A 24,610-nucleotide genomic window follows, 5' to 3' on the forward strand; every position below is an offset into this window, starting at 1 on the left:
TCTAGCTCGCGGAGATCTTCTTCTGGACGAATCCGTCGATCGCGTTCAGCGAGACGAAGACGTTGGTGAGGATGTCCTCCGAGGTGATCTTCACGGAGAACTCGGACTCCAGGAACTTCATCATCCGGACGTAGCCGAACGAGTCGATGACACCTGCCTTGAACAGGTCGGTGTCCGGGGTGATCGAGTCGTCGAACTCGAAGAGGAAACGGTCCTCCAGGTACTTCCGGATGCTGTCCGTCGTCGTCATCAGTCACGCTCCAGCCTTGATCTTGTACACCATGTGGGAGAGGGCCAGGCCCCCTATTTCGTCGAACTCCAGCCCGTCGTCGCCGTCGAGCAGGGTGCGGACGCTGTCGGTCCACCGCACCGGGGTCACCAGCTGTTCCGCGAGCATGCGTGCCGTCTGTCCCGGCTCGTACGGCCGGGCGGTGACGTTGGAGATGACCGGGGTGGCGGGTTCGGCGAAGCTGAACTGCGTCAGGAATTCGGCGAATCGCACCCGGGCCGGCTCCATGTACCGGGAGTGGAACGGCGCACTGACCTTCAGTGGCACGAAGCGGATCTCCCGGCGTGCCAGGCAGTCGTGCGCCGCGGTCAGTACGGGGGGTGTGGCCGCGATGACGACCTGCGAGCCGGTGTTGAAACCGGCGATGTCGACACCGTCGACACCGTCGTCCGCGAGGATCTGCAGCAACTTCTCCGCCGGTGTGTCCATCACCGCGGTCATGCCGCCGTCGGAGGCCGCCGCCATCAGCTCGCCGCGCTTGGCGACCAGCCGCAGCCCCGTTTCGAAGTCGAAGACACCGGCGGCGAGCAGGGCGTTGTACTCGCCCAGGCTGTGCCCCAGATAGCAGTCGGCCGGCCGGTCCTCACGGTGCACCCGCTCGAACGTACGCAGCGCGTTGACCGCGTAGAGCGCCGGCTGGGTGTATTCCGTGCGGGCCAATAAGTGGTCCGGATCCTCGGTGCATAAGGAAACGAGGTCGTATCCCAACACATCCGAGGCGAACTGCACCAGCCCCGGATAGCGCTCGAACACCTCACCCCCCATTCCCTTTTCCTGGCTTCCCTGGCCTGCAAACATAACCGCCAGCACGACACTCCTTTATCTTGCGACAGCCTGCGAGAGGGGTCATCGTCCGGATGGAAAAAAGCTAGGAACGCGCCGACATCACACGGCGGAACTCGACGCCGACTCCGGTGGAAGAAAAGCTCACTTCGACCAGGCTCACATCGTCTCGACAGCGCCGCACCGCGGGACCTTCCGGATCATGCAATCGATTTCACACCGCAGCCGAGCGAAACCGCCGACCTCAGCACTTGGAGGAAGGCCCTACCGCGACTGCTCATGGTCAGATCGGGCATCGTGACCACACCGAGTGACACCGAAGGCACCTCGTCGGCGATCTCGACCGCGCACACCGTGCCACCGTCCAACGTCGAGGCGTGCGCGGCGTGTTGATACATCAGGCCGAAGCCGGAGCCGGCGGCCACCAGCCCCCGCATCGTCTCCAGACTCGTCGTCGTGATCAGGCGCGGCATGCGGACGCCACGATCGGCGAACATCGCTTCGCAGTGTCGGAGAACGGCCGGGTCGTCCAAGGTGACGAGCGGGCGGGCGGCCAATTCGTCCAAGCCGAGCGAACCTGCCGCGCTCATCGGGTCGTCATCAGCCAACAGCGCGTGCATCGGCAGGGCGACCAGTGGACGGAATCTGGCATCACCTGCCAAGAAGTCATACGTCACTGCGACTTCGCATCGGCCGTCCTGAAGGAAGGTCAGGAGTTGCCCGGCGGAAGCCTCCAGAACGTTCAGTTGCAGCGCCGCATACCGCTCTCGTGTCATGCGGTGGACCGGGGGCAGCAGGAACGGGGCGAGCGAGGTGAGGAATCCCACGTCGAGGGGGCCGGCGGTGTCACCCGCCAGGGCATCGCCGCGCGCCTTCAGGCTCCGGGCCTGCCCCAACAGTGCGCGCGCCTCGCGCAGCAGGTGTCGGCCGCTCGGCGTGAGCGTGACCCCGCGGGCGTGATGGCGGAGCAGGAGCTGCACGCCCAGTTGACGTTCCAGCCTCATCACGGCCGAGGAAACGGTGGACTGCGAAGCGCTCAGCTTCTCCGCCGCCTCCGATATGTTGCCCACTTCCGCGGACACCACGAAGTAACGCAGTTGCGTGAGACTGAATCCCAGGTGATCTATCACAGCGCACGTCCGGAGGGCTTTTTCCGGACTCTGGCCGCGCGCACCTCGCATTCGGCGACACTGCCGCCGAGGGCCATACGGACAGGGGTGATGCGCTGCCGACGGACCCTGTGCCGGTCGAGGGCCCGGCAGGCCGGGGCGCGGCGGGGTAACTCGACCGGAGTCCGGCGCAGGCCGGCGGTAACCATGAGTGAGACTCTCCTCGACTTCGATCGACGACAAGCAGGCGGTCTCCCCGCTGCCCAGGGCAGGGCGCCCTGATCAGCGTGAATGGTGATGTTCTTGCGACCTTCTGACCGTCGAGTCGTCGGTCGTGCTCAGGATCGCGTCCGGATTCGGTTCAAGATGGGTGTGGAACAGGCTGTGAGGCCGGCAGAGTTGGCTGCGACGTCGGAGAACAGCCGGGCCGACAGCGTGGGGGGTGTCAGCTTCTTCGCGAGGGGGGAATACGAGTGCGCCTGTTGAACTCCCAATCTCTCCGTTACGGCGGCGCCACGAGAATCGATCCCAACGATCGATCCAGGTATGGCCGTCGCTCCTGGCGTTGGCGATCACCATAATCGGACGTCTGCGCGCCCGGAAGACGAAGTTTTAGGACGCCCCCATCATTTGGCCACGTGTGAATCGGCCAACGGGATTGCTCGATGATTCAGGCGCGGCAGCGCGGTGCGGCGCTCGTCCCCGCGCCGCGGAGACCTTTCACCGCGTCGCTGAATCGCTTGAAATGGCGGGCCCTGCACGAAAGTTGGGCGCACTCCATGACCACACCTCGATGTTATCGCCGGGAATCGCCGACGGCGCCCCGTCGAGTGGTCGACGGGGCGCCGTCGGCGCCATTCCGGCCAATGATGTCGCGCGCCGGCGGCGGGGTGGGTGGCTTGTATCCGCCCGACACCGCTCGGCATCAGTCGTCCTCAGGGTGTCGGGCACGCCAACTTCCCGGTCCGACAGTGGTTGTCCGCGTCGGGTGAGGGCGGGGACGAGCAGGACCGCGGCTGTCCGCAGCGCGGGGCGAAACTGCCTGGTGGAGGGCGGTCGTCACTCGCCGGGGGCGAGGGTGCGCGCGACGATGCGGGCCGCGTCCGCGATCAGCGCCTCGTCCACCGGGGCGTCCTTGGCGGATTTCGTCGACAGTACGGCCAGCACGATCGGGGTGCCCCGGCCGGTCCAGGCCACACCGACGTCATTGGCGGACGCGTAGTCACCGGTGCCTGTCTTGTCGCCGATCACCCAGCGCTGCGGCAGTCCGGCGCGGAACCGATGCTCGCTGGTGGTGTTGCCCTTGAGCCAGGTGACGAGTTGCTCGCGCGCGTCGTGGGTCAGCGCCCGGCCCAGCGCCAGCCGCCCGTAGCTGGTGCCGATCGCCTCGGGCGTGGTGGTGTCGCGCAGGTCGCCCGGGACGGCGGTGTTGAGATCGGGCTCCCAGCGGTCGAGCCGGCTGGTCGGGTCGCCGATCGACCGGAAGAACCGGGTGAGGCCCTCGGGCCCGCCGAGCTGGCGCAGGAGGAGGTTGCCGGCCGCATTGTCGCTGTACTGGATCGCGGCGGCGCACAGATCGCCCACCGTCATGCCGGTGTCCACGTGCTCCTGGGTCTTCGGCGAGTGCGGCAGGATGTCCCTGGCCGGATAGTGGATCACCTTGTCCAGCGGCGCGCAGTGCGCGTGGTCGCGGAGGACCGCGGCGGCGGCGACCGTCTTGAACGTCGAGCACATCGCGAACCGCTCCTGCGCGCGATGAGCGACGACCTGCCCGGTGCGGGCGTTGCGCGCGTACACCCCGAGGCGCGCCGCGTACCGCCGCTCCAGATCACGCAACTCCGCGGCGACACCGCGCAGTTGGCCGGAGCCAGCGGCCGAGGCGGCCGACGACGACGCAGCGGAGGCGAGTACGGCGGTGGACGCGGCGAGGCCGGCCTTGAGCAGGCCGCGTCGGGGCAGCGGGCTGGCACTGATCATGTGCGAAGGTCTCCGGTTTCGTCCAGGGGCAAGTTCTCGAAGCCCCGACCGCGCGGAGCTCCGACGAGGAACAGCGAAGCAGCCGGCCTGCACCCATGTCCAAGAGTGAAGATTGAACGCCCCATAACTTCTTGATATGGGAAGCCGCCTCTCCGACCTGCGAAGACACCGGATCGCGCCGCCTTGCGTCAGCACCAAATCAGCACGGTGCTGGGTAAGCACCAGATCCATCACCTTCACGGCCCGCCCCGTCGAGTCCGGAGTGAGGTGTCCGTACGTGTCCGCCGTCTCCTTGATGCTCTTGTGTCCGAGCCACCTGGACACGCCCAAAAGTGGCAGACCGTTGCTGAGCGCGGTCGTGGCGAACCAATGTCTTGTGTCCGCAGAGGCCGTGTGCGGTGAGCTCGTGTCGTCATTAAGCAGGTCCGCTGCCGGGGCCACTTTCGCGATGGTGGGAACGACGCGTATTGCATTCCGACCTTGTCGATGTGGTGTAGATCACTCGACTGGGGGGCGGGGGCATCGTCTGCGGAGCCCCCGCCCCGGACTCGATCAGCTCCAGGTCATGTTGATCTCACCCTCGAAATTGATGTATCCAGCGCGCCGGAAGGCGTTCGCCATCGGGACGTTGCCGAGGTCTGTGGACGCGCGGATGCGGGGGACGTGCTGCTCGGCGAGGACTCGGGTGCCCTCGGCGAGGATGTCGTCGATGTAGCCGTTGCCGCGGTGTGTGGGCAGGACCGCGATGTAGGCGATGATCACGTTGTAGTCGTTGCGGGCCGGGATGACGAATCCCGCTGGCTCTCCATGGGGCAGTGTCGCGATGCGCCACCAGTCGCGCGGGCTGTTGTAACGCGCCAGCTCGTCCTCGTAGTGCCGGACGGCCGCTTCGTGCATGGACATCCGGGTCAGGTCGTCACGGCCGTGTGCGTCCAGAGTCCCATCCAGAACTGAGGACATCAGAGCCACGAGTTCCTCGCCATCGCGGACCGGCCGGAAGACGAGGCGTCCGTTGGGCTCGGGAACTGGCGATTCCGGACGCCATTCCAGACGCAGTCGTTCGACGATGAACCGGGCACCGGTCCGTTCAAGTACCGTCATGCGGTCTTCGACGGCTTGTCTCGTTACCGCGTTCTCACGCCAGTCCGGTGGGACGAAACGGCTGTACTCAGGGGGACGCGACCCGTTCGGGAGGGTAGCGGCCATCGCGGTGTGCAGAAGTCGCGCCCCGATGTCCACGTGATCGGAGCCCGAGGCGCTGTCTTCGATGTCGAGGATGTCCAGGATGAGTGGTGCGTCGTCGGCTGATCGGCTCCACCAGGCTGCTCTGGCGAGCAGGCGGTCACCGCGGAGGGCGACCCACATCCATTCCGGACGTCGGCGGCCAGCGGCAAGGTCGTCCGCCAGTTCCTCATTGAGGACGTAAGGCAGTTGGGAGAAGAGGTCGAGTTCTTCGTGTCCGGTGATCGGACGCATGGTCAGGTCGTTCGTTTTCACGGTCAAGGCACACTCCGGTGAAGGCGCCCGTCCGCTCCGGGGTCAGACGCGGTCCGCACCCCGGGAGGACACAAGCGCGGTGATCATGGGGATCATGGGCTTATCCCTCCTCTCGCTGTCGTGGCCCCTCGACCCTCGTGGTGGGGGTCCAGCGGTTACGTCTATCCAACCGCAGCCCTCGTCCGCAAACCCTTTTCGATCACTCTGCTTCCGACAACGCCGAACAGCGAGCCCGGGGCTGTCAACTGCAGGTTCCAATCACTGTGGTTCGCGGCGCGGGCAGGCGACTCACTGGGCTTGTCCCAGCGACGGACTCGCGAAGCCGGACGATCTCCTCGTGCTGGGCGGCGAGTCGGGCGAGGGCCTGGCCGCGGAAGTCCGTGATCTCGTCGATCTCCTGCTCCGATGCGGCCAGCCGTTCCCGGAGCTTGGCGTTCTCCGCCTTGAGACGCGTGATCTGGGCTTCGCGGGGGTCGGGGATCTCGCCAGTCTCGCGCATGGCGTTCAGGCGCCGTTCGAACTCGACACGGAGGTGAGAGTAGGGGCGGGTGCCGTAAAAGGCGGTGCGGTCGACCGCCGCCTCGCTGGCGAGGGTCTTGATGTCGCACTTTCCGCCAGGCGGGATCTCCCCGCGGAGGAGCCGGTCCATGGCGGTCCGGATGCGTTTCTCGTTCTCGGTACGTTGGGCTGCAGAGATTCTCATGCGGACTCCTCGTCCGTGATGGTGCTGGCAGCGTCGATCTCGGCGACGACGCGGAGGGCTCGGTCGTGGTCGGCTTGGAGCCGGGTGCGTTCGGTCTTGCGTGTGGTGCCGAGCTGGCCGAGGAAGATCTCGGTGCGTTCGGCGTGCTCGGCCCAGACGGGGCGGTGGCAGGGGTGATGGGTGGCCTGCGGGCAGCGGGCGGAGTCGCACATCCCGACCAGCGGGCGGTCTGCCGTCGGGGTGCCGGCCAGCTTGAGGCAGAGTGCCCGGGACGGGTCGGTGAACCAGCAGTAGTTCGCGGGACCGAGGTGGAGGATCTTGGCTCGTTTGGTCAGCAGGTTGAGCACGTCGCGGTTACTGCGTTGTGTCTTTGGAGCGGTTACTGCTGTCGGGTCGAGCTTCTCGTCGATGCTCGCGAAGAACTCGGTGAGGCTGCGGGCACCGGGGCCAGCAGGCAGAATGCCCTGCTGGTAGTTTTGGAACTCTTCCAGGACCAGCTGGAGATTGCGGTCGCTCTCGTGCTTGTTGACCTCGGCCAGCAGCTCGGCCTGGGCCCCGCCAGGGCGGGAGGCATAGCCCTCCGTTGTGGCCACAGCGATATGTTTCATGTGGATCTTGGTAGCCAGGACGCCGCCAGGCCGGTAGGCCATTTCCAGAGACAAAGTGCGCCGCAGCATCCGCAGGTTGACCGGCCCCTCGGGGATCGGCGCGAGGCCAAGTCGTCGGCCAGCCTCGGAGTTGGCCCAGTTCTTGAACCACTTGAAGCGGACGTTGAAGGAGAACCTGCCGATCAACAGGACTTCTTCTGCAGGGGCGTCGTGCAGTTGCTCAAGGAGTTCGATCGCGCGATAGACCGGCTCGATGACGACCCACTCGTCGTCGGTGCCGCCCAGCGGCTGTCCTTTGACGATCTTGCTTGCGATCCGGTAGCGGGTCAGGCCCGGAATGGACTCTTCGGACAGTCGGCGGCAGCCGATGCACAATTCCATCAGCTCACTCGCGCGCATGCCCGAGATGGCGGCGGCGGTGATGATCGCGGCGGTGCGGACGATGCCGACCAGTGCGACGGCCTGGAGCCGGGACAGTGGCAGGGTCCAAGGCAGTGACGCTGTCCCGTCGGCCGCGGGGATCAGGTCGGCATCGCGGCCGAACGGTCTCTCGACGCCGACCTGGGCTAAGGGCTGGACTCCGCGTACCCCCGACGGCGGACAGCAATCACACTTTGTGGGCGATACCTGATCGCCACTGATCAACCGCTCGTTCTGCGAGCAAGGTCCCCCGCTGAGTCGCCTGTGATGACAGGCGGAGCAGCGAACTGACGCCACATCCCCGAAACCGCGTGAACGCAACCAAGAGCTTCCACAAAACCGTCGCGCCGCGCCAAGTAAGGGCGCGACGCAAGAGATTCGATAAGGGCGCGACAAAAGATCGTTAGGCACTCACTTCAGTGATCACTCCTCTCTAAGATCAATTAGTTGCATGTCAATCTTCACTGGCATGCCTAGATAGTTTTTGTAAGAAGCGAGGAGTGAACCATGCCCAAAGTTGAGTCGTTAGTGGATGCGAGGGCTCTCGCCAGGTTAGCGAAAACCTTCGATACCCATGGGTCGGACTTGGAGACCTACACCAAGGAGTTCCGGGCGAAGACCGACGCCGAGGTGATTGACAAAGGATTCGGTGTCCTCACGGAATCCGAGGAAGTAACCTCCGCCTACATCGAGATGTCCACCGACATGGTGGAGACACTGAACGCCCTCCGGCAGCACCTGGATCACATCAGCCAGGGCCTGCGCACGGTTCAGCAGAACGCCACGGGCACGGACGAGTCCCTGGCCGCCGGCTTCAGCCACGGGGGTGGCGCATGAGTGGTGACGAGTCCGTAGCGGAGCAGGTCTACGAGGCCGGCCTGGAAATCATTAACCCTGGCGGTGATCCGGATGTCCTGCGCTCGGCCGCCAAGGGCTGGCGGGACCTCCACGAAAACCTCCACACCATGTTCCACGACCTCGACCGGGAGGTGCAGCGGACCCTGGAGTCCGGTTGGCGCGGTCCGGCAGCCGACTCCTTCGCCGAACACTGGAAACACCTCAACACGGCGATGGGCAAGACGCTGCCGCAGTTGCCGGAGGCAGCGAAGAGCCTCGATGAGGCCGCCGATGCCGTCGAGGACATCAACCGCGAGATCCACGAGATCTACCTGGAGATCGGCATCTCCATTGGCATCTCGGTCGGCATGTCCTTTCTGACCATGGGGTTCTCGGCGGCCGCGGGGGCCGCCCGAGCCGCCCAACTCGCCGCCCGCGCCGCCAAACTGGCCAAAACGCTCGGCACGATCCTGCGGAAGGTCAGTGAGGCGTTCAAAGTCATCTCCCGGCTGGCGAAGGAACACCGTTTCCTGAAGAACGTCCTGGTCAACTGGGCCAGCAACACCGGCGGTACGGTCATGACCAACGCCCTCACGGGGCAGGAAACCAATCTGGGCGACGCGGTCTGGCAGGGTGGGCTGTCCTCGCTCGTCGGCACGGGGCCGGGGATGCTCACGACTGGTGGTGTCAGGGCTCTGGGCAAGGTGGCTGGGAAATCGGAGAATCCGATCGCCCAAGGGTTCGGGCGGCACTCCGGATGGATCGGAGATGTGGCGGGAGGCGGCGTCGGCAGTGCCACTGGCGGTTTGGCCGTGGACGGCGTCAAGAAGCTCGGCGGCGACCAGGACGTCGACATGGGATGGGATGCCGGCGTGAACCTCATTACAGGTGGTATGGGCGGGGCCGCCGTCCACGGTGTGAACACGCAACTGCCACCGGGGCGGGAGGGTCCGCACTTCCCGATCGAGGGTCCGACGCAAGGAATCATCTACGGCGGCGGTGCCATCGCGGCTCCAATTCAGAATGCTCTCAAGGACGATGAGCAGAAGAGTGAGGCGAGCGAAGGGCCACACGACGCGAAGAAGGGGCCAGTGAAGGACGTTTTCGGGTGAGAGAGCGAGACCTTGGAACGGCCGCGGCGTCGGTGCTGGCATGGGTCGGCGCCGCGGCGTTCCTGATCTGCCTGCTGGTCCGGAAGATCGCGCCGTATCCGCGCTGGGATCTGCTGGCTTGTCTGGCGTTCTCCGCGGTGGCGTCGTTGGCGTGGTGGCTGCGGGCAACCGGACGGTGGAAATCCCGGCTGGGAGGAGTCATACCCCCGACGCTTGGGCTGAAGATGGGCCGATGGTGGTGGCCACCGATGCGCGGTCTGTGCACCATCGTCGCGGTCTGGCTCTTGTCCGTTCCTTTCTTTCTGTTGGGTTTTTCGGTCTCGGACAACAGCCCCCAACTGGCCGCAATCACTCAGCACGACTACCGCTTCGCAACTGTCACGATCACAAAGATTCACCACTCATACCGGAATCAATCCAAGACCGGCACGACATACGTATCCGTGGTCACCGTCGAGGCGCCGGGACGTGACACGCACGCCAAAGCACTGCACTTGAGGGGAAAGACGAGGACGTCCGACCGGGTGAGAACCGGCGAACGGCTAACAGGCGGACTGTACGCCCCGGATGCCCCGTCCCTGGGAATCATCATGACCGGAAGTGGGCATCTCGCCTCTCTCCTGGGGGGCCCGGCATCACCGGGCGAAATGGTGCTGCTGGGTCTCATCGGCGCGTTCCCCGTCACCATCTTCTTCATCTCCTTCTTCAAGACCAAGGCCGATCCGCTGACTCCCGAGTCCGTGCTCGGCAACAGACCGGCGCGCAGGCTGCGCGTGCATATCGCGGGTGGAACAGCCGGGATATGGCTCTCAGCGCCTGATCCCAAAAAGAAGTCCGGCGACCCTCAGACCACGCTGTCCCCGGCCTTGCGTCTTTCGTCGCCCGAAGGCACCCGTGACCTGTTCATCGACCGGTGCCTCGACCCTCAGGCTCTGTCCGGGGTGCTCGAAGGCCAGGCCGGGTGGCTCTACTGGGCCCCGGATTCAGGCAAGCCCCCGGAGTGGTCCGTCGCGGCCCTGCTCGTTCTTGACGACGACCGGTACGTCTACGGGGTGATACCCCCGGGACGTGCTGAGGACCTTCCGCAGGGCGAGCCGGTGGACCTGCCCCTCTCGGAGACCCGTCCGTTGCGCGCGGTGGGACCGTACGCGCTGTGGCAGCCGGCCGTGCACAGGCCGGGTATGTACGGGTTCGGCCTCGGCTTCCTCGCCGTATGCCTGATCGTCGCAGGGGTCGAACCCGGCGGTGGACCACTGTTGAGCTTGTGCATCGCCAGCACCGTGGGAGGACCGGTGGCGGGTCTCCTTCTGATCCAGCGTCGGCGCACGGTGTACTTGCGACGGTTGGCAGGCGGGCCTTATGACACGGAGGCCACAACCGCTGGTCTGCGGAACCCACCGTGACAGGTGCGATCGGGTGTTTGAGTCAGAGGGGAAGCGATCGCGTGGTGACGTCCGCCGAGGCAGTGGCGCGGCTCCCGAGGAGTCCGACAGTCACGTCGCGACGGGCGTCCAGCGGTATGAGCTGTCTATCACCACCTGAGTACTGCAACGGGTCGGACCCTGGGGTAACTTCCCTGCGATTCGGCCGTTTCGCAGGGGCTTGTGGCGCCACCTGTGGTTCTCATGCCTCGTCTTCGTCATCCGGGGTGGCTTCCCGCGCATGGTGTAGGTCAAGGACGTATCGCTCGGGTGTGGGGTTGTTCCGCCAGGCGTGTCCGAGGGCATCCGGATCGGGGTGTTCGGCCAGTTCGAGCAAGGTGTGGTTGTAGTAGCAGTCACTCCTCCGACATCCGACCACGCAAGCAGCATGCACGGGCCGTCCGGAAAGGTATCTGGATTGCCGCAGACAGACGGAATGCGTGCACAGCACGCGCCAACGTACGGGTGGCCACGGAATTTCCGTGGCCACCCGCCCAGGCGGGCCCTCGCGCGTTTTCCCCTCGGATGACATTTCTTGAGCGATATTCCTTTATCGGATCGACATCCTTGGGGCTCTATGCCGTTATTCGGCAGCCAGCCGCACGAGTTCCTTCATCATCCGATCTAGCATCGCTACATAGAGTTCATACTCCTCCTTGAGTCGCGAATCCCGATCTGTTCGAGCAGGAATTGAGGCGAGCAAGCTCCGGAGATACCCGACCTCGCGGACGAGCTCGTTCAGCTTCGGGATTTCCCTTGCGCTCATATTGCCACTATGTACTCGAGTTGCGTAACCCGCCACGTGGGTATCGAGCGTCAATAGTTCTGAGCCCCAGTCTTGCAGCTCCTCCGATTGCGGGCGATCGGGATATGGAATAACGCGAAAAGCGTCGTATACGCACCTGAAAGCAGTATCGTCAGTCATGCCAGGTCACAATCTTTCCGTCTTTGGTGTAGATGCCTTCACCGCTACGCCAGTCGCCTCGAATTTTCCATCCCATGCTGCCATCTTTCAGCTCCCATGGAATACGATTCTTCGGGTCCGTTTTGCCCCACAGGGACCTTGCTTCCTCGGTGTACTCGGCGAACGTCCTTCCCTTGCCGTGCTTGTCGAGATGGTAGATGGCGCTCTTTTCGACAGACTCGAAAGTGGCTTTATCCCACTCGTTCATCGCCTGGCGATCGGCGCCGCAGAACTGCCCTGCGTTGTGGACAAGAACCGACCGGCCGCCGGCAACCACGTAATAGGTGTGCAGGTCGGCAACGGTGAGGTTGTAGACCTGTTGGTCCGCGGTGGTCCGTGCGTCCGTGGACGCTATCCGTACCAACTTCCCTGTGTTGTCGCGCAGGTGCATCCCAGGCTTAAGCTGCGCGGCATCGACCCAAGCTCCGCCGTCATCGGCCACCCAGAAGGGGTGCTTGTCCGTGGCGACCACTGTGCCCTCAGGCCTAGCACTCGCGCCGAAGGTAGCGATACTGATGAGCCTCTTCGTGCCGTTGCCGACGATGGTGTCCTGGACATTTTCGATCTCGGTACGCCCAGTACGCGGGTCACCAGCGATTACCTGTTCGCCGACGTGAACGTCTGCGATTGGCTTGGTTCGACGATCTCCCATCAGCACCCGGGTGCCCGGCGCGAAGCTGTTCGTTGGGCATTTGGGGAACTTTTTCAGCGCCTTCATCTTGAGGGCGCTCATTGCAAGGTCTGGGAGGCAGGACATCGATGGGGTGTCGATGCATCGCTCAATTTCTTCGGCACCTACGTACCATGCGATCAGCCGGTCAAGGTAAGTGGTTTCGATGCATTCCATTCCCCCGGCGCCGTACGTGCCGCAGGCCAGGACTGTCTCACCAGGTTTGAGTCCACCCTTCCCCATAACCTCGAATCTGGTCTTGATCAGCAGCTTCTCAAGAGCCGCACGGCGCTCTTTCTCTGATACTTCTTTATTGCTTTCGTGGATCTCTTTGTCCACTTGAGCTTTTATCTCAGCGGCCATCTTTTCGGCCGCGATTTTCCTGGCTTCCGTTGTAGCTTTCGCGGCTTGTGCGGCATCCTTGCCAGCAGCTTGCGCAGAGATGCCAGCCTGGTATGCGGAAGTGTCTGCCTGGGAAGCGAAGTTCGAGGCGCGGACAGCGGAATGCTGGGCCTGTTGCGCGGAACGCTCCGCTGCTCGCGCGTCCTTCTGTGCGGCTGCAGCAGCGTTATGAGCCCTCTTGGCGGATTCCGCTGCTTGGTTAGCGGATTCGGCTGCTTGGTTAGCTGAGTTGTTGGCTCGCTCGGCGGCCTTGGATGCCTGGTCAGCGGAATTCCTTGCAGCATTCGCCCACTTGCTGGCCTCGACGGCATCCTTGCGGGCGTTCGCGGCAACGCGCTGTGCCTCGGCGGCGTCCTTGTGGGCGATCGCGGCGGACTTGTCGGCCGCTGCCAGCAGCGTGTCGATCTCAGAGATGTGGGCGGCGGCATTCCCATCGCGCTGTTGGGCCTTGTACAGACCCATTTGCAGGAACGGCCGCAGTCCGGAGGCCGGCCCGGACAATACTGCCTGTGCGGCCGCCTTGACCTCGGGGCCGCCCTTGGTCATGGCCTGGGTGACGGCGACGCGATCGTCATCCTCGCGTGCTGTGAACTGTCCTACCTCCAGGAACTGGTGCAGATCGGCGGTGGTGCCGTCGAGTGCTTTGTTGGCCGTGGCTTTCACTCCCGGACCGCCGGCAGCCATGATCTGAGAGACTGCGACGCGGTCGTCGTCCTCCTTGCCCGGGTAGGCGCGGGTGTGCAGGAACTCCCGGACCTGATCGATCGGCTTGTCGAGCGCGGCCAGGGCAGCTTGCTGCTGCGCGGGCTTGCCGGTGGTGGCAGCTATGTGCGCCACGCTGGCGCGGTCATCCTGCTCCAAGGCCATCGTCAGCCCATCACGCACGAACTCCGAGACGTCCGCGTCCGTACCTGCCAGAGCCATCTCGGCAGCGGAGCGGACCCAGGTTCCACCATTGGAGAGCAGGTTGACCGCGATGTGTCTTCCCTTGGTCGCTGTGACCTGCTGGTCGGACGCGGCGATGGCCTCTTGCCGGAGTTTCTGGGTTTCGGCGTTGAGCTGCTGGGTCCTGCCTGCCTCCCACTGGGCAGCGGACTTGCGGGAGTCCTCGGCCTTCTTGGCCTCCTCTGCCGCGAGGATGTTCTCGTTCTCCTGCTCAGCCAGGCGCTCGGCGTCGGTATCACGGGCCAGCTTGGCCACGGTCTTGGCCTGGTTGGCCGCGTTCTGGGCGTCGTCGGCCGCTGTGGTTGCCGCGTTCGCTGCTTCGGTGGATGCCTTGGCGGCGTCTATAGCCTTGCCGGCTTCGTCGGCGGCCTTGTCCGCTGCAGCGGCGGCAGCCTCGGCGTGTTTGGCCGCGTCGTTGGCGGCATTCCGCGACTGGCGTGCGGCCTCGGCCGCCCGATTGGCGTTGAACTGCGCGGCATTGGCCGCATGCGTAGCCTGGTCCGCGAGTCGCTTTGCCCGGGCTGCCGCAGCCTGCGCTTCAGCGGCTTTGCCACCGGCTTGGCCGGCCCATCGGCCGGCTTCGGCTGCTGACGCAGCGGCAGCAGCAGCATTAGCGCCCGCTCTGGCTGCCGCTCCGGCTGCTTTGGCGGCGTTGTCGGAAGCGATTCCGGCTTGGTCAGCTGCATCGGCAGCCTTCTTCGCGCCCGCTGCGGTGTCCCGTGCCTTTCCCGCTGCTTCACGGGCTTCCTTCGCACGGGAAGCGTCGTTGGCTGTGGCAGCAGCGGCGGACCTGGCCTTGGCCGCTGCGCTGCCGGCTCTGCTTGCGGCGTAGGCTGCCTGCGCCGCAGCACCGGCGGCCACTCGGGCCGCCTTGTTGGCCCCCGCGGCCGCGGCCACTGCCGTACGCGCTGACTCAGCTGCCCGATCTGCCGCATCCGCAGCAGCACGGGCGGCGTCCGCTGCCTTGCTGGCGGAGGACTCGGCTTGCTCGGCTTCCTTGGCGGCATCCGCTGCCGCCTTCTTCGCCCGGCCCGTGGCCTTCTCTGCCTTGGCCGCCTCTTCGTTGGCCTTCTCGGTCAGCTCGGTGGCCCGCTTCTGGGCTTTGTCTGCAAGCTGGGCCAGCTGGGAGACGCTGAGCATTTCCTGGTCTCGTGCGGCGGCTACCTGCCAACCGTCGTCCAGGAACTCCTGGAGGTCTTCGGCAGATCCGTCGAGAGTGAACTGAACCGGATTTTGTAGCGGCCCTGAAGCCAGGCATGATCGCCTCGGCAGATGGGAGAACGCAGGTCCGATGCCCGCACCACGGAAGTACCCCGACGAGCTGCGCGAGCGAGCCGTCCGCGAAGTCCAGACCTCAGGCCGTCCGGTCGCTCACGTGGCCCGTGACCTCGGTATCCACAAGGAAGCCCTGCGTGGCTGGGTCCGCCAGGCCGAGGCCGACCAGGGCAGCCGGTCCGACCTGCTGACCACGGCCGAGCGGACTGAGCTGGCCCAACTCCGCAAAGAGATAGCCGAGTTGCGACGGGCGAACGAGATCCTGAAGGCCGCCAGCGTGTTTTTCGCGAAGGAGCTCGACCAGCCCCGCACGAGGCCGACGCGGTGATCAACCACCTCCGCGACGACTTCGGGGTCGAGCCCGTATGCCGGGAACTGGACCTGTCGGTCTCGGCATACAACGCCCGCCGCAAGCGCCCGATGTCCGCCCGGCGCCAGCGCGACGCACACCTCACCGAACGCATCCGCCGTATCCACGCTGCTTCCGGCGAGACTTACGGAGCCAGACGCATCCACCGCCAGCTGGGGCGCGAGGGCATCGCCGCGGCCCGCTGCACCATCGAGCGGCTGATGCGCGAGGACGGCCTGGAAGGCGTGATCCGCGGGCAGCGGCGCCGCACCACCATCCCCGAGCCGTCCGCTCCCAGACCGCCGGACCTGGTCAACCGGCACTTCACCGCCCACCGCCCCAACCAGCTCTGGGTCGCCGACCTCACCTACATCCGCACCTGGTCGGGCTGGGTCTACGTCGCCTTCGTCCTGGACGTGTACTCGCGGATGATCGTCGGATGGCAGCTTGCCACCCACATGCGCACCGATCTTCCACTGGACGCCCTGGAGATGGCCCTGTGGCGGCGCGGGATCAAGAAGGGCTCGGGTCTCATTCATCACAGCGACCGCGGTTCGCAATACGTGTCCATCCGCTACGGCGAACGGCTCATCGAGGCCGGCGCGACCGCGTCCGTCGGCTCCGTCGCCGACAGCTATGACAACGCCATGGCCGAGGCCCTCAACGGCACCTTCAAGGCCGAACTGATCGAACACCAAGGGCCCTGGCACGACGCTGGCCAGGTCGAACGCGCTGTCGTCCAGTGGGTCGGCTGGTACAACACCGAGCGCCTTCACTCCGCCCTCGATTACCTTCCACCCGAGGAATTCGAGGCCCACTACTACCGATCCCAGGCGAACCCCAACGCCGCCTGAAAACACGCAAACCGGCCGCTACGAAACTCGGGGCAGCTCAATCTTCTGGACCTTCGTCTCCTGGGTTCTGGCGTCCTCGATACGTACCGTCGCCGTTACGTCGTCGCGGTCTTCGGACTTTGCCAGATACGTCTTCTCGATCTCCATAGCCAGATAGCCCACCGGCCCGGAGGTCGCGAAACACACCAAGCCGCCGTCGCGGCTGTGAATCCGCACCAGGTTATTGCCAGAAGCGCAGTCGGCTAACGTGATGTTGCCGTCCCCAGAGACCAGCTTCAGCCCCTTTTCGGCCAACAGCTTGTCCCGATCCGGGTAGGCGTAATCCTCTACGAGCGACCCCAGGCCCTCACCTGCTGCCTGCGCAATGCCGGCCAACGGCCCGTTGCACCACGCGGACACCGCGACCGTAGCCGCCAGCGTTGCGGTTACCGGCCGCCGTAATGCGCCACGCCATCTCATACATAAACCCCCACAAATGAGACATGCCGCGCGCCAACAAGGCCCGGGCATACTTCGGCTGGGTGCATGTCATGGCACAGTTCCGCTGATTCCCCCCAGCGCAGCCCTTAACGTTCTTGGCGCGCATATTTCGAGCATGCTTTCCCATTGGCCAATAACCTGTCAAGCACAGTTAAAGCGGCCATCTAGCGGATGTATCGCTCCTTGAGATGCCCCATCACCCACACTCAGACATGTCGACCGGGTCAGCCAGAGACCTCATCTCGCGTGCCTCGCTGAAGGTGGGCCAGTCCCGATCCCTCTGGTCGTCTGTCTCAGCCGACCTTGGTCATCTGTCGATCTGTCTCGCTGTCCTGACCCACCACCGCATCTGGCTGCCTACGGTCGCCGCATCAGGTCTGCGCCGAGTGCGAGTAGCTGGCGAGGACGGCCTGAAGCGGGTTCTCCGTATGTCTGACCGCCCGGTGCGATGCATTGAAGCCCCGCCATCTTGAGGTCGCGGGTCATCGGGGTGGCATGGCGTCGTGCTGGGGTGCTCGTGCTGGTCGCGGGCGGCAGTCTGTGTCCTTGATCGTCAGGCAGCGGTCAACGCCGGTCTGCTCGTTTCCAGTCGTCGTTTCCAGGTCGCGGAGGCGTACGGATTCGTAGGCTCGCGGGATGACGGAGATCAACGAGGTCGCCGAACGCGTCGCAGCCCGCCGGGCGGAGCTCGACGAGAGGAGAAGCTCCTGGCCGAACGGCTCGATGCGGTCCGCGCCGAGCGGGAGGAACTCGCGGTGGCGATGCGCGTGTGGGAACGAATGCACGCCCAACTCGACGCGGAGAAGCCGTCGACGCAGGCGGATACGGCTCAAGTGGGCGGGCGTGGTGTGCTGTTGGTCCCGCACCGGAAGGCCGGCGCGGGCGAGGACATCCTGCCGCCGGACTACCAGCGGCTGATGAAGATCGTGCGAGATGCCGGTGGTCCGGTCCGGGGCAAGGACGTCGGCGTCGAGCTGGACCTCGAGGTCGAGGTGAAGGGCCGGCTGGAGCCGCTGCGCGGCAAGCTGAGCAAGCTCGCCGGGCGGGGATGGCTGCGCAAACTGCCTGACGCACGCTTCCAGACCGCACCCTAGGTACGGCGTCGTACCCGTAACCGGCGTGTCCCCGGCGGCCGTTGGCTCGACGTGTGCATGAAGAGGATCAACGAGCCTGCCGGCGACACCGGCTTCCCTGTCCACCAGTGCCGCCTGCCGGTGTCCCGGAAAACCAACGAATACTGCACCGATCCGCTGAGCCGCCACCCGAAGAAGATCGGCTCCCGCTGGCGCCGTCTGCTACCCGGAGGGATCGTCGTCATCGTGCTCGCCGTGCTCCGCCACGACCAGCGCATCGCCGACATGGCCGGCGGCAACCAGGTCGACGACACCACCGTGCGCCGCTGACGCGACGAACTGATATCCCTGCTCGCGGCCCACGCACCCCGTCTGGACCGCGCATGCAAGAGGAAGCCGCCGGATACGGATCACGCGACCTGCCCGGTCAGGGAGTGCAGGCAGCCGGCGACCCCGTCGCCCCGGGCCGAGGGGGAACTGGTTGCGGAGGCTGTTCCGGCGAAAGTGAAGGAGCCTACGAGCCTGCGCCCGCCCGACCGGAGGGATCGGCGGCGGCTCTCATGCCGCGTACCGTCTCCAGGTAGTCGCCGATCGCGTCCCGGTTGCGGGTCAGGCAGTCGATCCGCTGCGTCAGGTGGCCGTGTTCGCACTCCAGAACCCTGAGCATCTCGGGCGTCAGATCGTCGAAGTAGATGCTCCGGGGCTTGTCCAGGCAGGGCAGGATCTGCCGGATGATCCGGGTCGGCAGCCCGGAGCCGAGCAGTCCCTTGATCTGCATCACACGGCCCACGTGAGCTTCCTCGTACTCACGGTAGCCGTTGTAGGAACGCCCCGGCGTGATCAGCCGCTGCTCCTCGTAGTAGCGCAGCAACCGCCGGGAGGTGCCGGTGCGTTCCGCCAGTTCTCCGATCCTCATGCCGCCGAGCGTACGGCGTCGCCTTCGGCCCCCCGTTTGACCTTCACATAAATGTGAGGGCCTGAGACTCGCAGGGCGGCCAGGACGCGGCCGCTGTGCATCTGCGACGAGGAGGACTGCCATGGTCTCGATCGATGTTCCCGTCTTCTACCAGGAATGGGCGACTCGCAGCGGCGGTGTCATCGACGCTGCCGCCGGGGTAGGCCCCGACACTCCGGAGGACGCCCGGCTCGCCTACCGGACGTTCTTCCAGGACAGCTTTCCGGCACCGGACGGGGTGACCTTCGACTCCGTGGAAGCGGACGGGGTGGCCGCCGAGTGCGCGACTCCCGCAGACGCCGTACCCGGCCGGCACCTGGTCTATCTCCACGGTGGCGCCTACCTGGCGGGAGACCCACAGGGCTACCGTGGCCTGGTCGGCGATCTCGCCCGACGCCTGCGCGCCCGCGTTCTGGTCCCGCACTACCGGCTCGCGCCCGAGGCGGTCTTCCCCGCCCCCATCGAGGACGCCGTCACCGCTTACCGCTGGCTGCTGGAAGAGGGCGCCGAACCGCACAACGTGGTGCTCGCCGGCGACTCCGCCGGTGGCGCGATGGCGGTCAGCGCCCTGGTCGCCGCCCGTGACCAGGGACTTCCGATGCCGGCCGCCTCGATCGCCATCTCCCCCTGGGCCAACCTCGAACACACCGGGGCCACGATGTTCACGCTGGACGGCGTGGACCCGTCCGTCAACCGTGCGGGGCTGAGCCGCGCCGCGGACATCGTCCTGGGCGGCGCCCCGCGGAACAACCCGCTGGCCTCGCCGGTCTTCGCCGACACCCGCGGACTGCCTCCGGTTCTGATCCAGGCCGGCGGTCACGAGGTCATGCTCAGCGACGCGGTCAGGCTGGCCGCCAAGCTGGCCGAGGACTCCGTACCCCTGCGCCTGGATGTCGCGCCGGGGATGGGACACGTGTGGCATCTGCTCGCCGCTCACCTCTCTGCCGCGGACAAGGCGGTCGCCGACGCCGTCGCCTTCGCCGAGGAGCACCTTCCTGCCGCGGTCGCCGAGGAGATCGTCGAGGGCCTCGGCCGCCCTCAGCCATCCCGCCTCTCGATATAGAGAAGTCCCGCCATTTTGAAGTCGCAGGTCATCTGGGTGGCATGGCGTCGTGCTGGGGTGCTCGTGCTGGTCGCGAGCGGCAGTCTTGGGCCAAGCCCAACTGTCGGCGGTTCACTTCGAGGTTGGTGAGCACGAGCAGGGCGCGCAGGAGATCGGTGGCGCGGGTGGGGTCGGTGCGGAGCTTGGTGAGGATGCGCCAGGTCTTCAAGTGCCCGAAGCCGTGCTCGACGGGGGCGCGTGCGGCGGCCAGGACGCGGTTGGCTTCCTTCTCGCCGGGCGTGAGCTTGCGGGCGCGGGTGGCCTGGTAGCCCGTGACGATCACGGGTGGTCCGGATTGTCGTCCAGACCGAGGAAGCCGAGGTCGGCCAGGGCGCCGAGCCCGGCGGTGCGCAGGTGGGTGAGGATGTGGTCGCGGCGGGCGGCGGTGATGTCGTGGGTGCGGCCGAGGCGGGCTGCGGAGATCCAGACCAGGTGGCCCTTCTCGTCGGTCAGGGCGAGGAAGTGCAGGCCGTGTCGGCGGTGTATTCCGGAGTAGTTGAGCCGGTTCGCTCTGCCGGTGCGGCGGACGATGGGGATCAGGGTGCCGTCGATCAGGACGGCTTCACCGCCCCGCTTGGCGATCCTCTTGCATGCGCGGTCCAGACGGGGTGCGTGGGCCGCGAGCAGGGATATCAGTTCGTCGCGTCAGCGGCGCACGGTGGTGTCGTCGACCTGGTTGCCGCCGGCCATGTCGGCGATGCGCTGGTCGTGGCGGAGCACGGCGAGCACGATGACGACGATCCCTCCGGGTAGCAGACGGCGCCAGCGGGAGCCGATCTTCTTCGGGTGGCGGCTCAGCGGATCGGTGCAGTATTCGTTGGTTTTCCGGGACACCGGCAGGCGGCACTGGTGGACAGGGAAGCCGGTGTCGCCGGCAGGCTCGTTGATCCTCTTCATGCACACGTCGAGCCAACGGCCGCCGGGGACACGCCGGTTACGGGTACGACGCCGTACCTAGGGTGCGGTCTGGAAGCGTGCGTCAGGCAGTTTGCGCAGCCATCCCCGCCCGGCGAGCTTGCTCAGCTTGCCGCGCAGCGGCTCCAGCCGGCCCTTCACCTCGACCTCGAGGTCCAGCTCGACGCCGACGTCCTTGCCCCGGACCGGACCACCGGCATCTCGCACGATCTTCATCAGCCGCTGGTAGTCCGGCGGCAGGATGTCCTCGCCCGCGCCGGCCTTCCGGTGCGGGACCAACAGCACACCACGCCCGCCCACTTGAGCCGTATCCGCCTGCGTCGACGGCTTCTCCGCGTCGAGTTGGGCGTGCATTCGTTCCCACACGCGCATCGCCACCGCGAGTTCCTCCCGCTCGGCGCGGACCGCATCGAGCCGTTCGGCCAGGAGCTTCTCCTCTCGTCGAGCTCCGCCCGGCGGGCTGCGACGCGTTCGGCGACCTCGTTGATCTCCGTCATCCCGCGAGCCTACGAATCCGTACGCCTCCGCGACCTGGAAACGACGACTGGAAACGAGCAGACCGGCGTTGACCGCTGCCTGACGATCAAGGACACAGACTGCCGCCCGCGACCAGCACGAGCACCCCAGCACGACGCCATGCCACCCCGATGACCCGCGACCTCAAGATGGCGGGGCTTCATTGATAGTCCACCGCCACCAACTGCCCCTCCGTCGAAGGGCTCGGCAACCCAACATCACTTCCCCAAGCAGGCTCCCGCTCGGCGCGACCGCCGGCCGTCATGCTGCGGCGTAGCTGAGGCGGAACAGGTCCTGGGCGCGCACCAGGTCCCGCTCGGTGCGCAGTTGGACCTCCAGGTTGCCGGTGCCGTGGTGGCCCAGCCCGGTGACGTTCCGGGTGAAGCCGGGGATGAGGTCGACCGTCTTCGGGTTGGCCTTGAGGTAGACGAGCAGTTTGGTCTGCCGGGGCGGGATGGCACAGGCGGAGTCGCACAGCCGCTGGTAGGCGACGTACTGCTTGCGCTGCACCCGTGTGACACCGGTCCCGACGCCGAGCAGCGCCTCGTCGACCGCCTGGACCGCCTCGGCCAGCTCCGCCAGCGCTCCACCCTGCTGCCGAACACCCCGCTGCCTGGCCGCGCGACGACAGCTCCGCTTGACGGTGCCCGAGAGCCCCGTAACGGAGGCCACGGTCTCCAGGCCGATGTGGTCGTCGCCGTAGTACCGGTAGCGGACCAGGTCGATGCTGCGCCGGTGCTCGCGCACCGCGTGGGCGTCGTAGCGGGTGAAGTCGCCGGCAACGCAGATCAGCCGAGGCGCGCTCCACAGGATATGGGACGCGGCCGTCGCTCCCAGTCGATCGCGGACCAGGGCGCGGAAGGCGTCCCGGTGCGCCAGGAGCCAGGACATGTAGTACAGGCCCTGGTTGATCACGCCTTCTCTGAACCAGGCATCTGATCCCAGTACGGGGTTGCCGAGTCCTTAACCGGCAGGATCTACTTGAGCGTTGTCTTCTCGACTGTCCGTTGAAGGTGCTGGTGGATACGGTCTTATGGCGGTCGAACAATGGGGCACGTCGTGCGAGTTTCTCCTCCGCTCCGGCAAGGCTCACATGCAGCCCTTCCACCTCGCCAAGCTATCCCTCGCGTTCGGCTTCGGCGATGCGGACGAGGAGGTTGTCTCGGATCTCGACGAGCCGGTCACGCTGAGCGGGGTCGGGCCAGAGCATCGGGCAGCGGACGGGGCGTGCTCGTGGATGCAGGGGGTGCCGAATGCGCGGCCGCATGCACCGATGGAGACCTTGCGTCGCTCGAAGTGGCCGAGGAATTCCTGCCATTCATCGTCGGTGGAAACGCGGTATTCCTCGCTGGGGCGGAGGGACCGGCGGCGGGCCAGGAAAGCCATGTGCGCCTGGATCGCCTCCTCGGGGTAGACGGCCTTGTAGCCGAGAGTCACGTTGATGTCCTGGTGCCCGGCGATCATCTGGGCGATGTGCGGCGGCAGCCCATTGAGGACGGCATCGGTGATGAACATGTGGCTTGTGTCCGCAGAGACCGTGTGCGGTTGACCTCGTGTAGCGATTGGACAGGCCCGGATCCACCGTCGCTAACGACGAGGTACGCGATAGCGGGGGCTGTAGGCGGCCGAGTTGCCGTCGCGGGTCGACTATCCGATTCCGGCGATCAGGGCTGTGACGGACAGCAGCAGCGCGCCAAGACCGCCGACGGTGCCCGCGATCACGGCGTCCCGGCGGTCAACCGCCCTGCTCAAGTGAGTCCGTGCGGCGAATACGAAGGTGAGCCCACCGGCCACAAACCAAGGTCCCCATAGGTAGGTGTACCAGCGGCTGACCGGCAACAACTCCGGGGCGAGTTCGATGACGTGCGCCTGTACAAGCAGTCCCTGCCCGACAAACAATGCTCCATGCCAGACGAGCAGCACCCCCGCGCCCCACGCGCTCAGCTGCAGGAGGCGACTCATGCCGCGTCCCCACGTGCGGCGGCGCACCAGAGCCAGGCCAAGCGTTCCGCCGACGACTTTGAGTACTCCGGTCACCCACAACACCGTGATGAAGCCGGGATTTCGCTCTCGTGCCAGCTCGACCAGTGACGGTGAGATCGTGGACGCGGCCCCGGCCAGACCGCCCATCGCCCAGTAGAAGCTGGGAACGGCGAACGCGAACCCCCATACGGCAGCGGCATACCCAGGCCATCGGGCCGGGGAGCTCGCCGTTTCACGACGCAGACTCATGATCGCAATTGTGCCCTGCCCGTCAACGACTCGTACGCCGTGGCGGCAGTCTGACCGTGACATGACGGCGGCCGCGCGAGTTGGTGATGTCGTGACGCATTACCGGACCCGTGCGGCCTTGTCCCATCCTGTCTTCTGCGGCCTTGACCGTGCACATCTCGGCGGTTTGATCGAGGAGTTGGCCGTGCCGTGGTTGGCCCAGCGCGAGTCCACACTGCGTGAACGTCGAGGTGGCGAGCGCAAGCGTGCTGTGGGTGCCGGGCCGGATCATCAACTGGTCTTCACCGCCCGAGTCCTGGTCACCGTGGTCTACATGCGCCTGCAGCTGCCGCACGCGGCACTGGCCGAGCTTTACGGCGTGACCCGTCCCACCGTCACCCGTGCCATCCATGAGATCCGGCCCCTGCTCGCCGCACGCGGCTTCGCCGTCCCCGACTGCCCTGGCATCCGCCTGCGCACCCTGGCTGATGTCTTCGCCTACGCCCAGGCCGAAGGCATCGACCTGCGGATCGACGGCACCGAAACCCAGGTCCGCCGCCCGAGGGCTGGCCGAGCGGGCCGCAAAGCCTTCGTGTCTGGGAAGAAGAAACAGAACACCGCCAAGACCACGACCATCGCTGACAGCTCGGGGCGCCTGCTGTGGTCCGGGGCCGACCGACCCGGCCGGATACACGACCAGACTGCGATGCGCACCGAAGGCATCGCCGAGCAGTTGCGTTTGCATCCGGACGTCAAGGCGGAGGTCGACGAGGGCTGCCGGGGCCTTGCCAATGACTACCCCGACCAGGTCAGCGCCCCGCCGAAGCAACCGAAGGACGACGCCCCGCTCGGTGAGAGGTACGCCTGGCGTGAGGAGCGTCGCCGGCAGTCCTCCTCCCGGATCTGCGTGGAACACACCATCGCCGAGGAGAAGAAGTGGCGGCCGCTCCAACGCTACCTCGGCCGCCGCGAGTACTACGCCGAGACGCATGCCGCCATCGCCGGACTGGTCTCCGACCGCGCTGCCCGCAGGCCCACCCGGCGGCGCACGGGCGCCGAGCTCGTGCCCGTCTGGACGGCCACCAGCTGATCACCCGCCAGCGGGACCGCCAGGCCAGCGCGTCCCGACGTCAATCGCGTACC

General features: G+C 66.1%; 23 protein-coding genes and 1 pseudogene. 8 read left to right on the forward strand and 16 right to left on the reverse strand.

The annotated features are described in order from the left end of the window. Position 1: 1 nt before the first annotated feature. From JNO44_RS05885 to JNO44_RS05915, 7 genes are all read right to left on the reverse strand, one after another. Positions 2-250, reverse strand: coding sequence for an acyl carrier protein (locus JNO44_RS05885; protein ID WP_039638737.1), 249 nt, complete (start codon positions 248-250; stop codon positions 2-4). A 3-nt stretch (positions 251-253) separates the two neighbouring features. Beyond that, on the reverse strand, positions 254-1,087 hold the full coding sequence (locus tag JNO44_RS05890; RefSeq protein WP_268254040.1) for an acyltransferase domain-containing protein: 834 nt from the start codon (positions 1,085-1,087) through the stop codon (positions 254-256). Positions 1,088-1,272: 185 nt separating this feature from the next. Continuing rightward, a complete protein-coding gene (locus tag JNO44_RS05895; RefSeq protein ID WP_205362030.1) occupies positions 1,273-2,202 on the reverse strand; it encodes a LysR family transcriptional regulator in 930 nt (309 codons plus the stop codon). A 1,038-nt stretch (positions 2,203-3,240) separates the two neighbouring features. Beyond that, positions 3,241-4,158 (reverse strand): class A beta-lactamase, encoded by a 918-nt coding sequence (gene bla / locus JNO44_RS05900; RefSeq protein ID WP_205362031.1) that lies wholly within the window; start codon positions 4,156-4,158, stop codon positions 3,241-3,243. A 552-nt stretch (positions 4,159-4,710) separates the two neighbouring features. After that, a complete protein-coding gene (locus tag JNO44_RS05905; RefSeq protein ID WP_205369416.1) occupies positions 4,711-5,634 on the reverse strand; it encodes a GNAT family N-acetyltransferase in 924 nt (307 codons plus the stop codon). 262 nt (positions 5,635-5,896) lie between these two features. After that, a complete protein-coding gene (locus JNO44_RS05910; protein WP_205362032.1) occupies positions 5,897-6,358 on the reverse strand; it encodes a hypothetical protein in 462 nt (153 codons plus the stop codon). Next, complete coding sequence (locus JNO44_RS05915; RefSeq protein WP_205362033.1) at positions 6,355-7,611, reverse strand: hypothetical protein; 1,257 nt, start codon at positions 7,609-7,611, stop codon at positions 6,355-6,357. Before JNO44_RS05915 ends, JNO44_RS05910 begins: the two co-directional genes overlap by 4 nt. Positions 7,612-7,893: 282 nt before the next feature. Here JNO44_RS05915 and JNO44_RS05920 point away from each other — a divergent pair, with 282 nt between their 5' ends. From JNO44_RS05920 to JNO44_RS05930, 3 genes are read left to right on the forward strand one after another with little or no spacing between them, the layout of a single operon-like run. After that, a complete protein-coding gene (locus tag JNO44_RS05920) occupies positions 7,894-8,223 on the forward strand; it encodes a hypothetical protein (protein WP_205362035.1) in 330 nt (109 codons plus the stop codon). Continuing rightward, positions 8,220-9,335 carry a WXG100 family type VII secretion target gene (locus JNO44_RS05925; protein WP_205362037.1) on the forward strand — a complete coding sequence of 372 codons (1,116 nt, stop codon included), beginning with the start codon at positions 8,220-8,222 and terminating at the stop codon, positions 9,333-9,335. Before JNO44_RS05920 ends, JNO44_RS05925 begins: the two co-directional genes overlap by 4 nt. Then, positions 9,332-10,738 carry a hypothetical protein gene (locus JNO44_RS05930; RefSeq protein ID WP_205362039.1) on the forward strand — a complete coding sequence of 469 codons (1,407 nt, stop codon included), beginning with the start codon at positions 9,332-9,334 and terminating at the stop codon, positions 10,736-10,738. The genes JNO44_RS05925 and JNO44_RS05930 overlap by 4 nt, the downstream gene beginning before the upstream one ends. Before the next feature lie 935 nt (positions 10,739-11,673). Here JNO44_RS05930 and JNO44_RS05935 read toward each other — a convergent pair. Then, a complete protein-coding gene (locus JNO44_RS05935; protein WP_240167443.1) occupies positions 11,674-14,877 on the reverse strand; it encodes a polymorphic toxin-type HINT domain-containing protein in 3,204 nt (1,067 codons plus the stop codon). Between the two features lie 151 nt (positions 14,878-15,028). Between JNO44_RS05935 and JNO44_RS05940 the strand changes: the two genes are divergently transcribed. Then, positions 15,029-16,215, forward strand: a protein-coding gene (locus JNO44_RS05940) for an IS3 family transposase (protein ID WP_420882600.1) whose coding sequence is annotated in 2 segments (ribosomal slippage) — positions 15,029-15,302 and positions 15,302-16,215 — 1,188 coding nt in all. Because the reading frame shifts where the segments join, the coding sequence is not laid out codon by codon here. 18 nt (positions 16,216-16,233) lie between these two features. On the opposite strand, the gene JNO44_RS05945 is transcribed toward JNO44_RS05940, so the two are convergent. Beyond that, on the reverse strand, positions 16,234-16,590 hold the full coding sequence (locus JNO44_RS05945) for a hypothetical protein (RefSeq protein WP_205362041.1): 357 nt from the start codon (positions 16,588-16,590) through the stop codon (positions 16,234-16,236). Between the two features lie 860 nt (positions 16,591-17,450). Between JNO44_RS05945 and JNO44_RS05950 the strand changes: the two genes are divergently transcribed. Together JNO44_RS05950 and JNO44_RS05955 are read left to right on the forward strand one after the other, a co-directional pair. Beyond that, positions 17,451-17,789 carry a hypothetical protein gene (locus JNO44_RS05950; protein ID WP_420882619.1) on the forward strand — a complete coding sequence of 113 codons (339 nt, stop codon included), beginning with the start codon at positions 17,451-17,453 and terminating at the stop codon, positions 17,787-17,789. A gap of 57 nt (positions 17,790-17,846) precedes the next feature. Then, complete coding sequence (locus JNO44_RS05955) at positions 17,847-18,098, forward strand: hypothetical protein (RefSeq protein ID WP_205362043.1); 252 nt, start codon at positions 17,847-17,849, stop codon at positions 18,096-18,098. A gap of 184 nt (positions 18,099-18,282) precedes the next feature. Here the strand turns inward: JNO44_RS05955 and JNO44_RS05960 are convergent, their stop codons facing one another. Beyond that, positions 18,283-18,684, reverse strand: a complete 402-nt coding sequence (locus JNO44_RS05960; protein WP_205362044.1) for a MerR family transcriptional regulator — start codon at positions 18,682-18,684, stop codon at positions 18,283-18,285. 121 nt (positions 18,685-18,805) lie between these two features. Between JNO44_RS05960 and JNO44_RS05965 the strand changes: the two genes are divergently transcribed. Continuing rightward, positions 18,806-19,786, forward strand: a complete 981-nt coding sequence (locus JNO44_RS05965; RefSeq protein ID WP_205362046.1) for an alpha/beta hydrolase — start codon at positions 18,806-18,808, stop codon at positions 19,784-19,786. Between the two features lie 28 nt (positions 19,787-19,814). Here the strand turns inward: JNO44_RS05965 and JNO44_RS44365 are convergent, their stop codons facing one another. The 6 genes and pseudogenes from JNO44_RS44365 to JNO44_RS05990 all read right to left on the reverse strand — a co-directional run bounded on the left by JNO44_RS44365 (position 19,815) and on the right by JNO44_RS05990 (position 23,488). Then, positions 19,815-20,108: a transposase family protein gene (locus JNO44_RS44365; protein WP_275695740.1), complete on the reverse strand. Its 294-nt coding sequence runs from the start codon at positions 20,106-20,108 to the stop codon at positions 19,815-19,817. Beyond that, positions 20,105-20,461, reverse strand: a complete 357-nt coding sequence (locus JNO44_RS44370; RefSeq protein ID WP_338058608.1) for a transposase family protein — start codon at positions 20,459-20,461, stop codon at positions 20,105-20,107. The genes JNO44_RS44365 and JNO44_RS44370 overlap by 4 nt, the downstream gene beginning before the upstream one ends. A 318-nt stretch (positions 20,462-20,779) precedes the next feature. Further along, on the reverse strand, positions 20,780-21,118 hold the full coding sequence (locus JNO44_RS05975) for a hypothetical protein (protein ID WP_420882619.1): 339 nt from the start codon (positions 21,116-21,118) through the stop codon (positions 20,780-20,782). A 399-nt stretch (positions 21,119-21,517) separates the two neighbouring features. Then, positions 21,518-22,198 (reverse strand): annotated as a pseudogene (locus JNO44_RS05980) (transporter); the annotation flags it as partial. Positions 22,199-22,345: 147 nt separating this feature from the next. Further along, a complete protein-coding gene (locus JNO44_RS05985; RefSeq protein WP_205362048.1) occupies positions 22,346-22,771 on the reverse strand; it encodes a hypothetical protein in 426 nt (141 codons plus the stop codon). A 132-nt stretch (positions 22,772-22,903) separates the two neighbouring features. Then, complete coding sequence (locus JNO44_RS05990; RefSeq protein WP_205362050.1) at positions 22,904-23,488, reverse strand: DUF3995 domain-containing protein; 585 nt, start codon at positions 23,486-23,488, stop codon at positions 22,904-22,906. Positions 23,489-23,549: 61 nt separating this feature from the next. Between JNO44_RS05990 and JNO44_RS05995 the strand changes: the two genes are divergently transcribed. Further along, the gene (locus JNO44_RS05995; protein WP_205362051.1) at positions 23,550-24,557 is read left to right on the forward strand and encodes a transposase family protein; all 1,008 of its coding nucleotides are present in this window, start codon (positions 23,550-23,552) and stop codon (positions 24,555-24,557) included. Positions 24,558-24,610 lie beyond the last annotated feature (53 nt).

The sequence above is a fragment of the Streptomyces noursei genome, assembly GCF_016917755.1.
Taxonomy (GTDB): domain Bacteria; phylum Actinomycetota; class Actinomycetes; order Streptomycetales; family Streptomycetaceae; genus Streptomyces; species Streptomyces yunnanensis.

What these genes read in the sequence shown, in the direction of transcription:
- JNO44_RS05885 (WP_039638737.1), bottom strand. Translation starts at nt 250, where the DNA reads ATGACGACGACGGACAGCATCCGGAAGTACCTGGAGGACCGTTTCCTC.
- JNO44_RS05890 (WP_268254040.1), bottom strand. Translation starts at nt 1,087, where the DNA reads ATGTTTGCAGGCCAGGGAAGCCAGGAAAAGGGAATGGGGGGTGAGGTG.
- bla (WP_205362031.1), bottom strand. Translation starts at nt 4,158, where the DNA reads ATGATCAGTGCCAGCCCGCTGCCCCGACGCGGCCTGCTCAAGGCCGGC.
- JNO44_RS05905 (WP_205369416.1), bottom strand. Translation starts at nt 5,634, where the DNA reads ATGCGTCCGATCACCGGACACGAAGAACTCGACCTCTTCTCCCAACTG.
- JNO44_RS05910 (WP_205362032.1), bottom strand. Translation starts at nt 6,358, where the DNA reads ATGAGAATCTCTGCAGCCCAACGTACCGAGAACGAGAAACGCATCCGG.
- JNO44_RS05920 (WP_205362035.1), top strand. Translation starts at nt 7,894, where the DNA reads ATGCCCAAAGTTGAGTCGTTAGTGGATGCGAGGGCTCTCGCCAGGTTA.
- JNO44_RS05925 (WP_205362037.1), top strand. Translation starts at nt 8,220, where the DNA reads ATGAGTGGTGACGAGTCCGTAGCGGAGCAGGTCTACGAGGCCGGCCTG.
- JNO44_RS05935 (WP_240167443.1), bottom strand. Translation starts at nt 14,877, where the DNA reads ATGCTCAGCGTCTCCCAGCTGGCCCAGCTTGCAGACAAAGCCCAGAAG.
- JNO44_RS05955 (WP_205362043.1), top strand. Translation starts at nt 17,847, where the DNA reads ATGAAGAGGATCAACGAGCCTGCCGGCGACACCGGCTTCCCTGTCCAC.
- JNO44_RS05960 (WP_205362044.1), bottom strand. Translation starts at nt 18,684, where the DNA reads ATGAGGATCGGAGAACTGGCGGAACGCACCGGCACCTCCCGGCGGTTG.
- JNO44_RS05965 (WP_205362046.1), top strand. Translation starts at nt 18,806, where the DNA reads ATGGTCTCGATCGATGTTCCCGTCTTCTACCAGGAATGGGCGACTCGC.
- JNO44_RS05985 (WP_205362048.1), bottom strand. Translation starts at nt 22,771, where the DNA reads ATGTTCATCACCGATGCCGTCCTCAATGGGCTGCCGCCGCACATCGCC.
- JNO44_RS05990 (WP_205362050.1), bottom strand. Translation starts at nt 23,488, where the DNA reads ATGAGTCTGCGTCGTGAAACGGCGAGCTCCCCGGCCCGATGGCCTGGG.
- JNO44_RS05995 (WP_205362051.1), top strand. Translation starts at nt 23,550, where the DNA reads ATGACGGCGGCCGCGCGAGTTGGTGATGTCGTGACGCATTACCGGACC.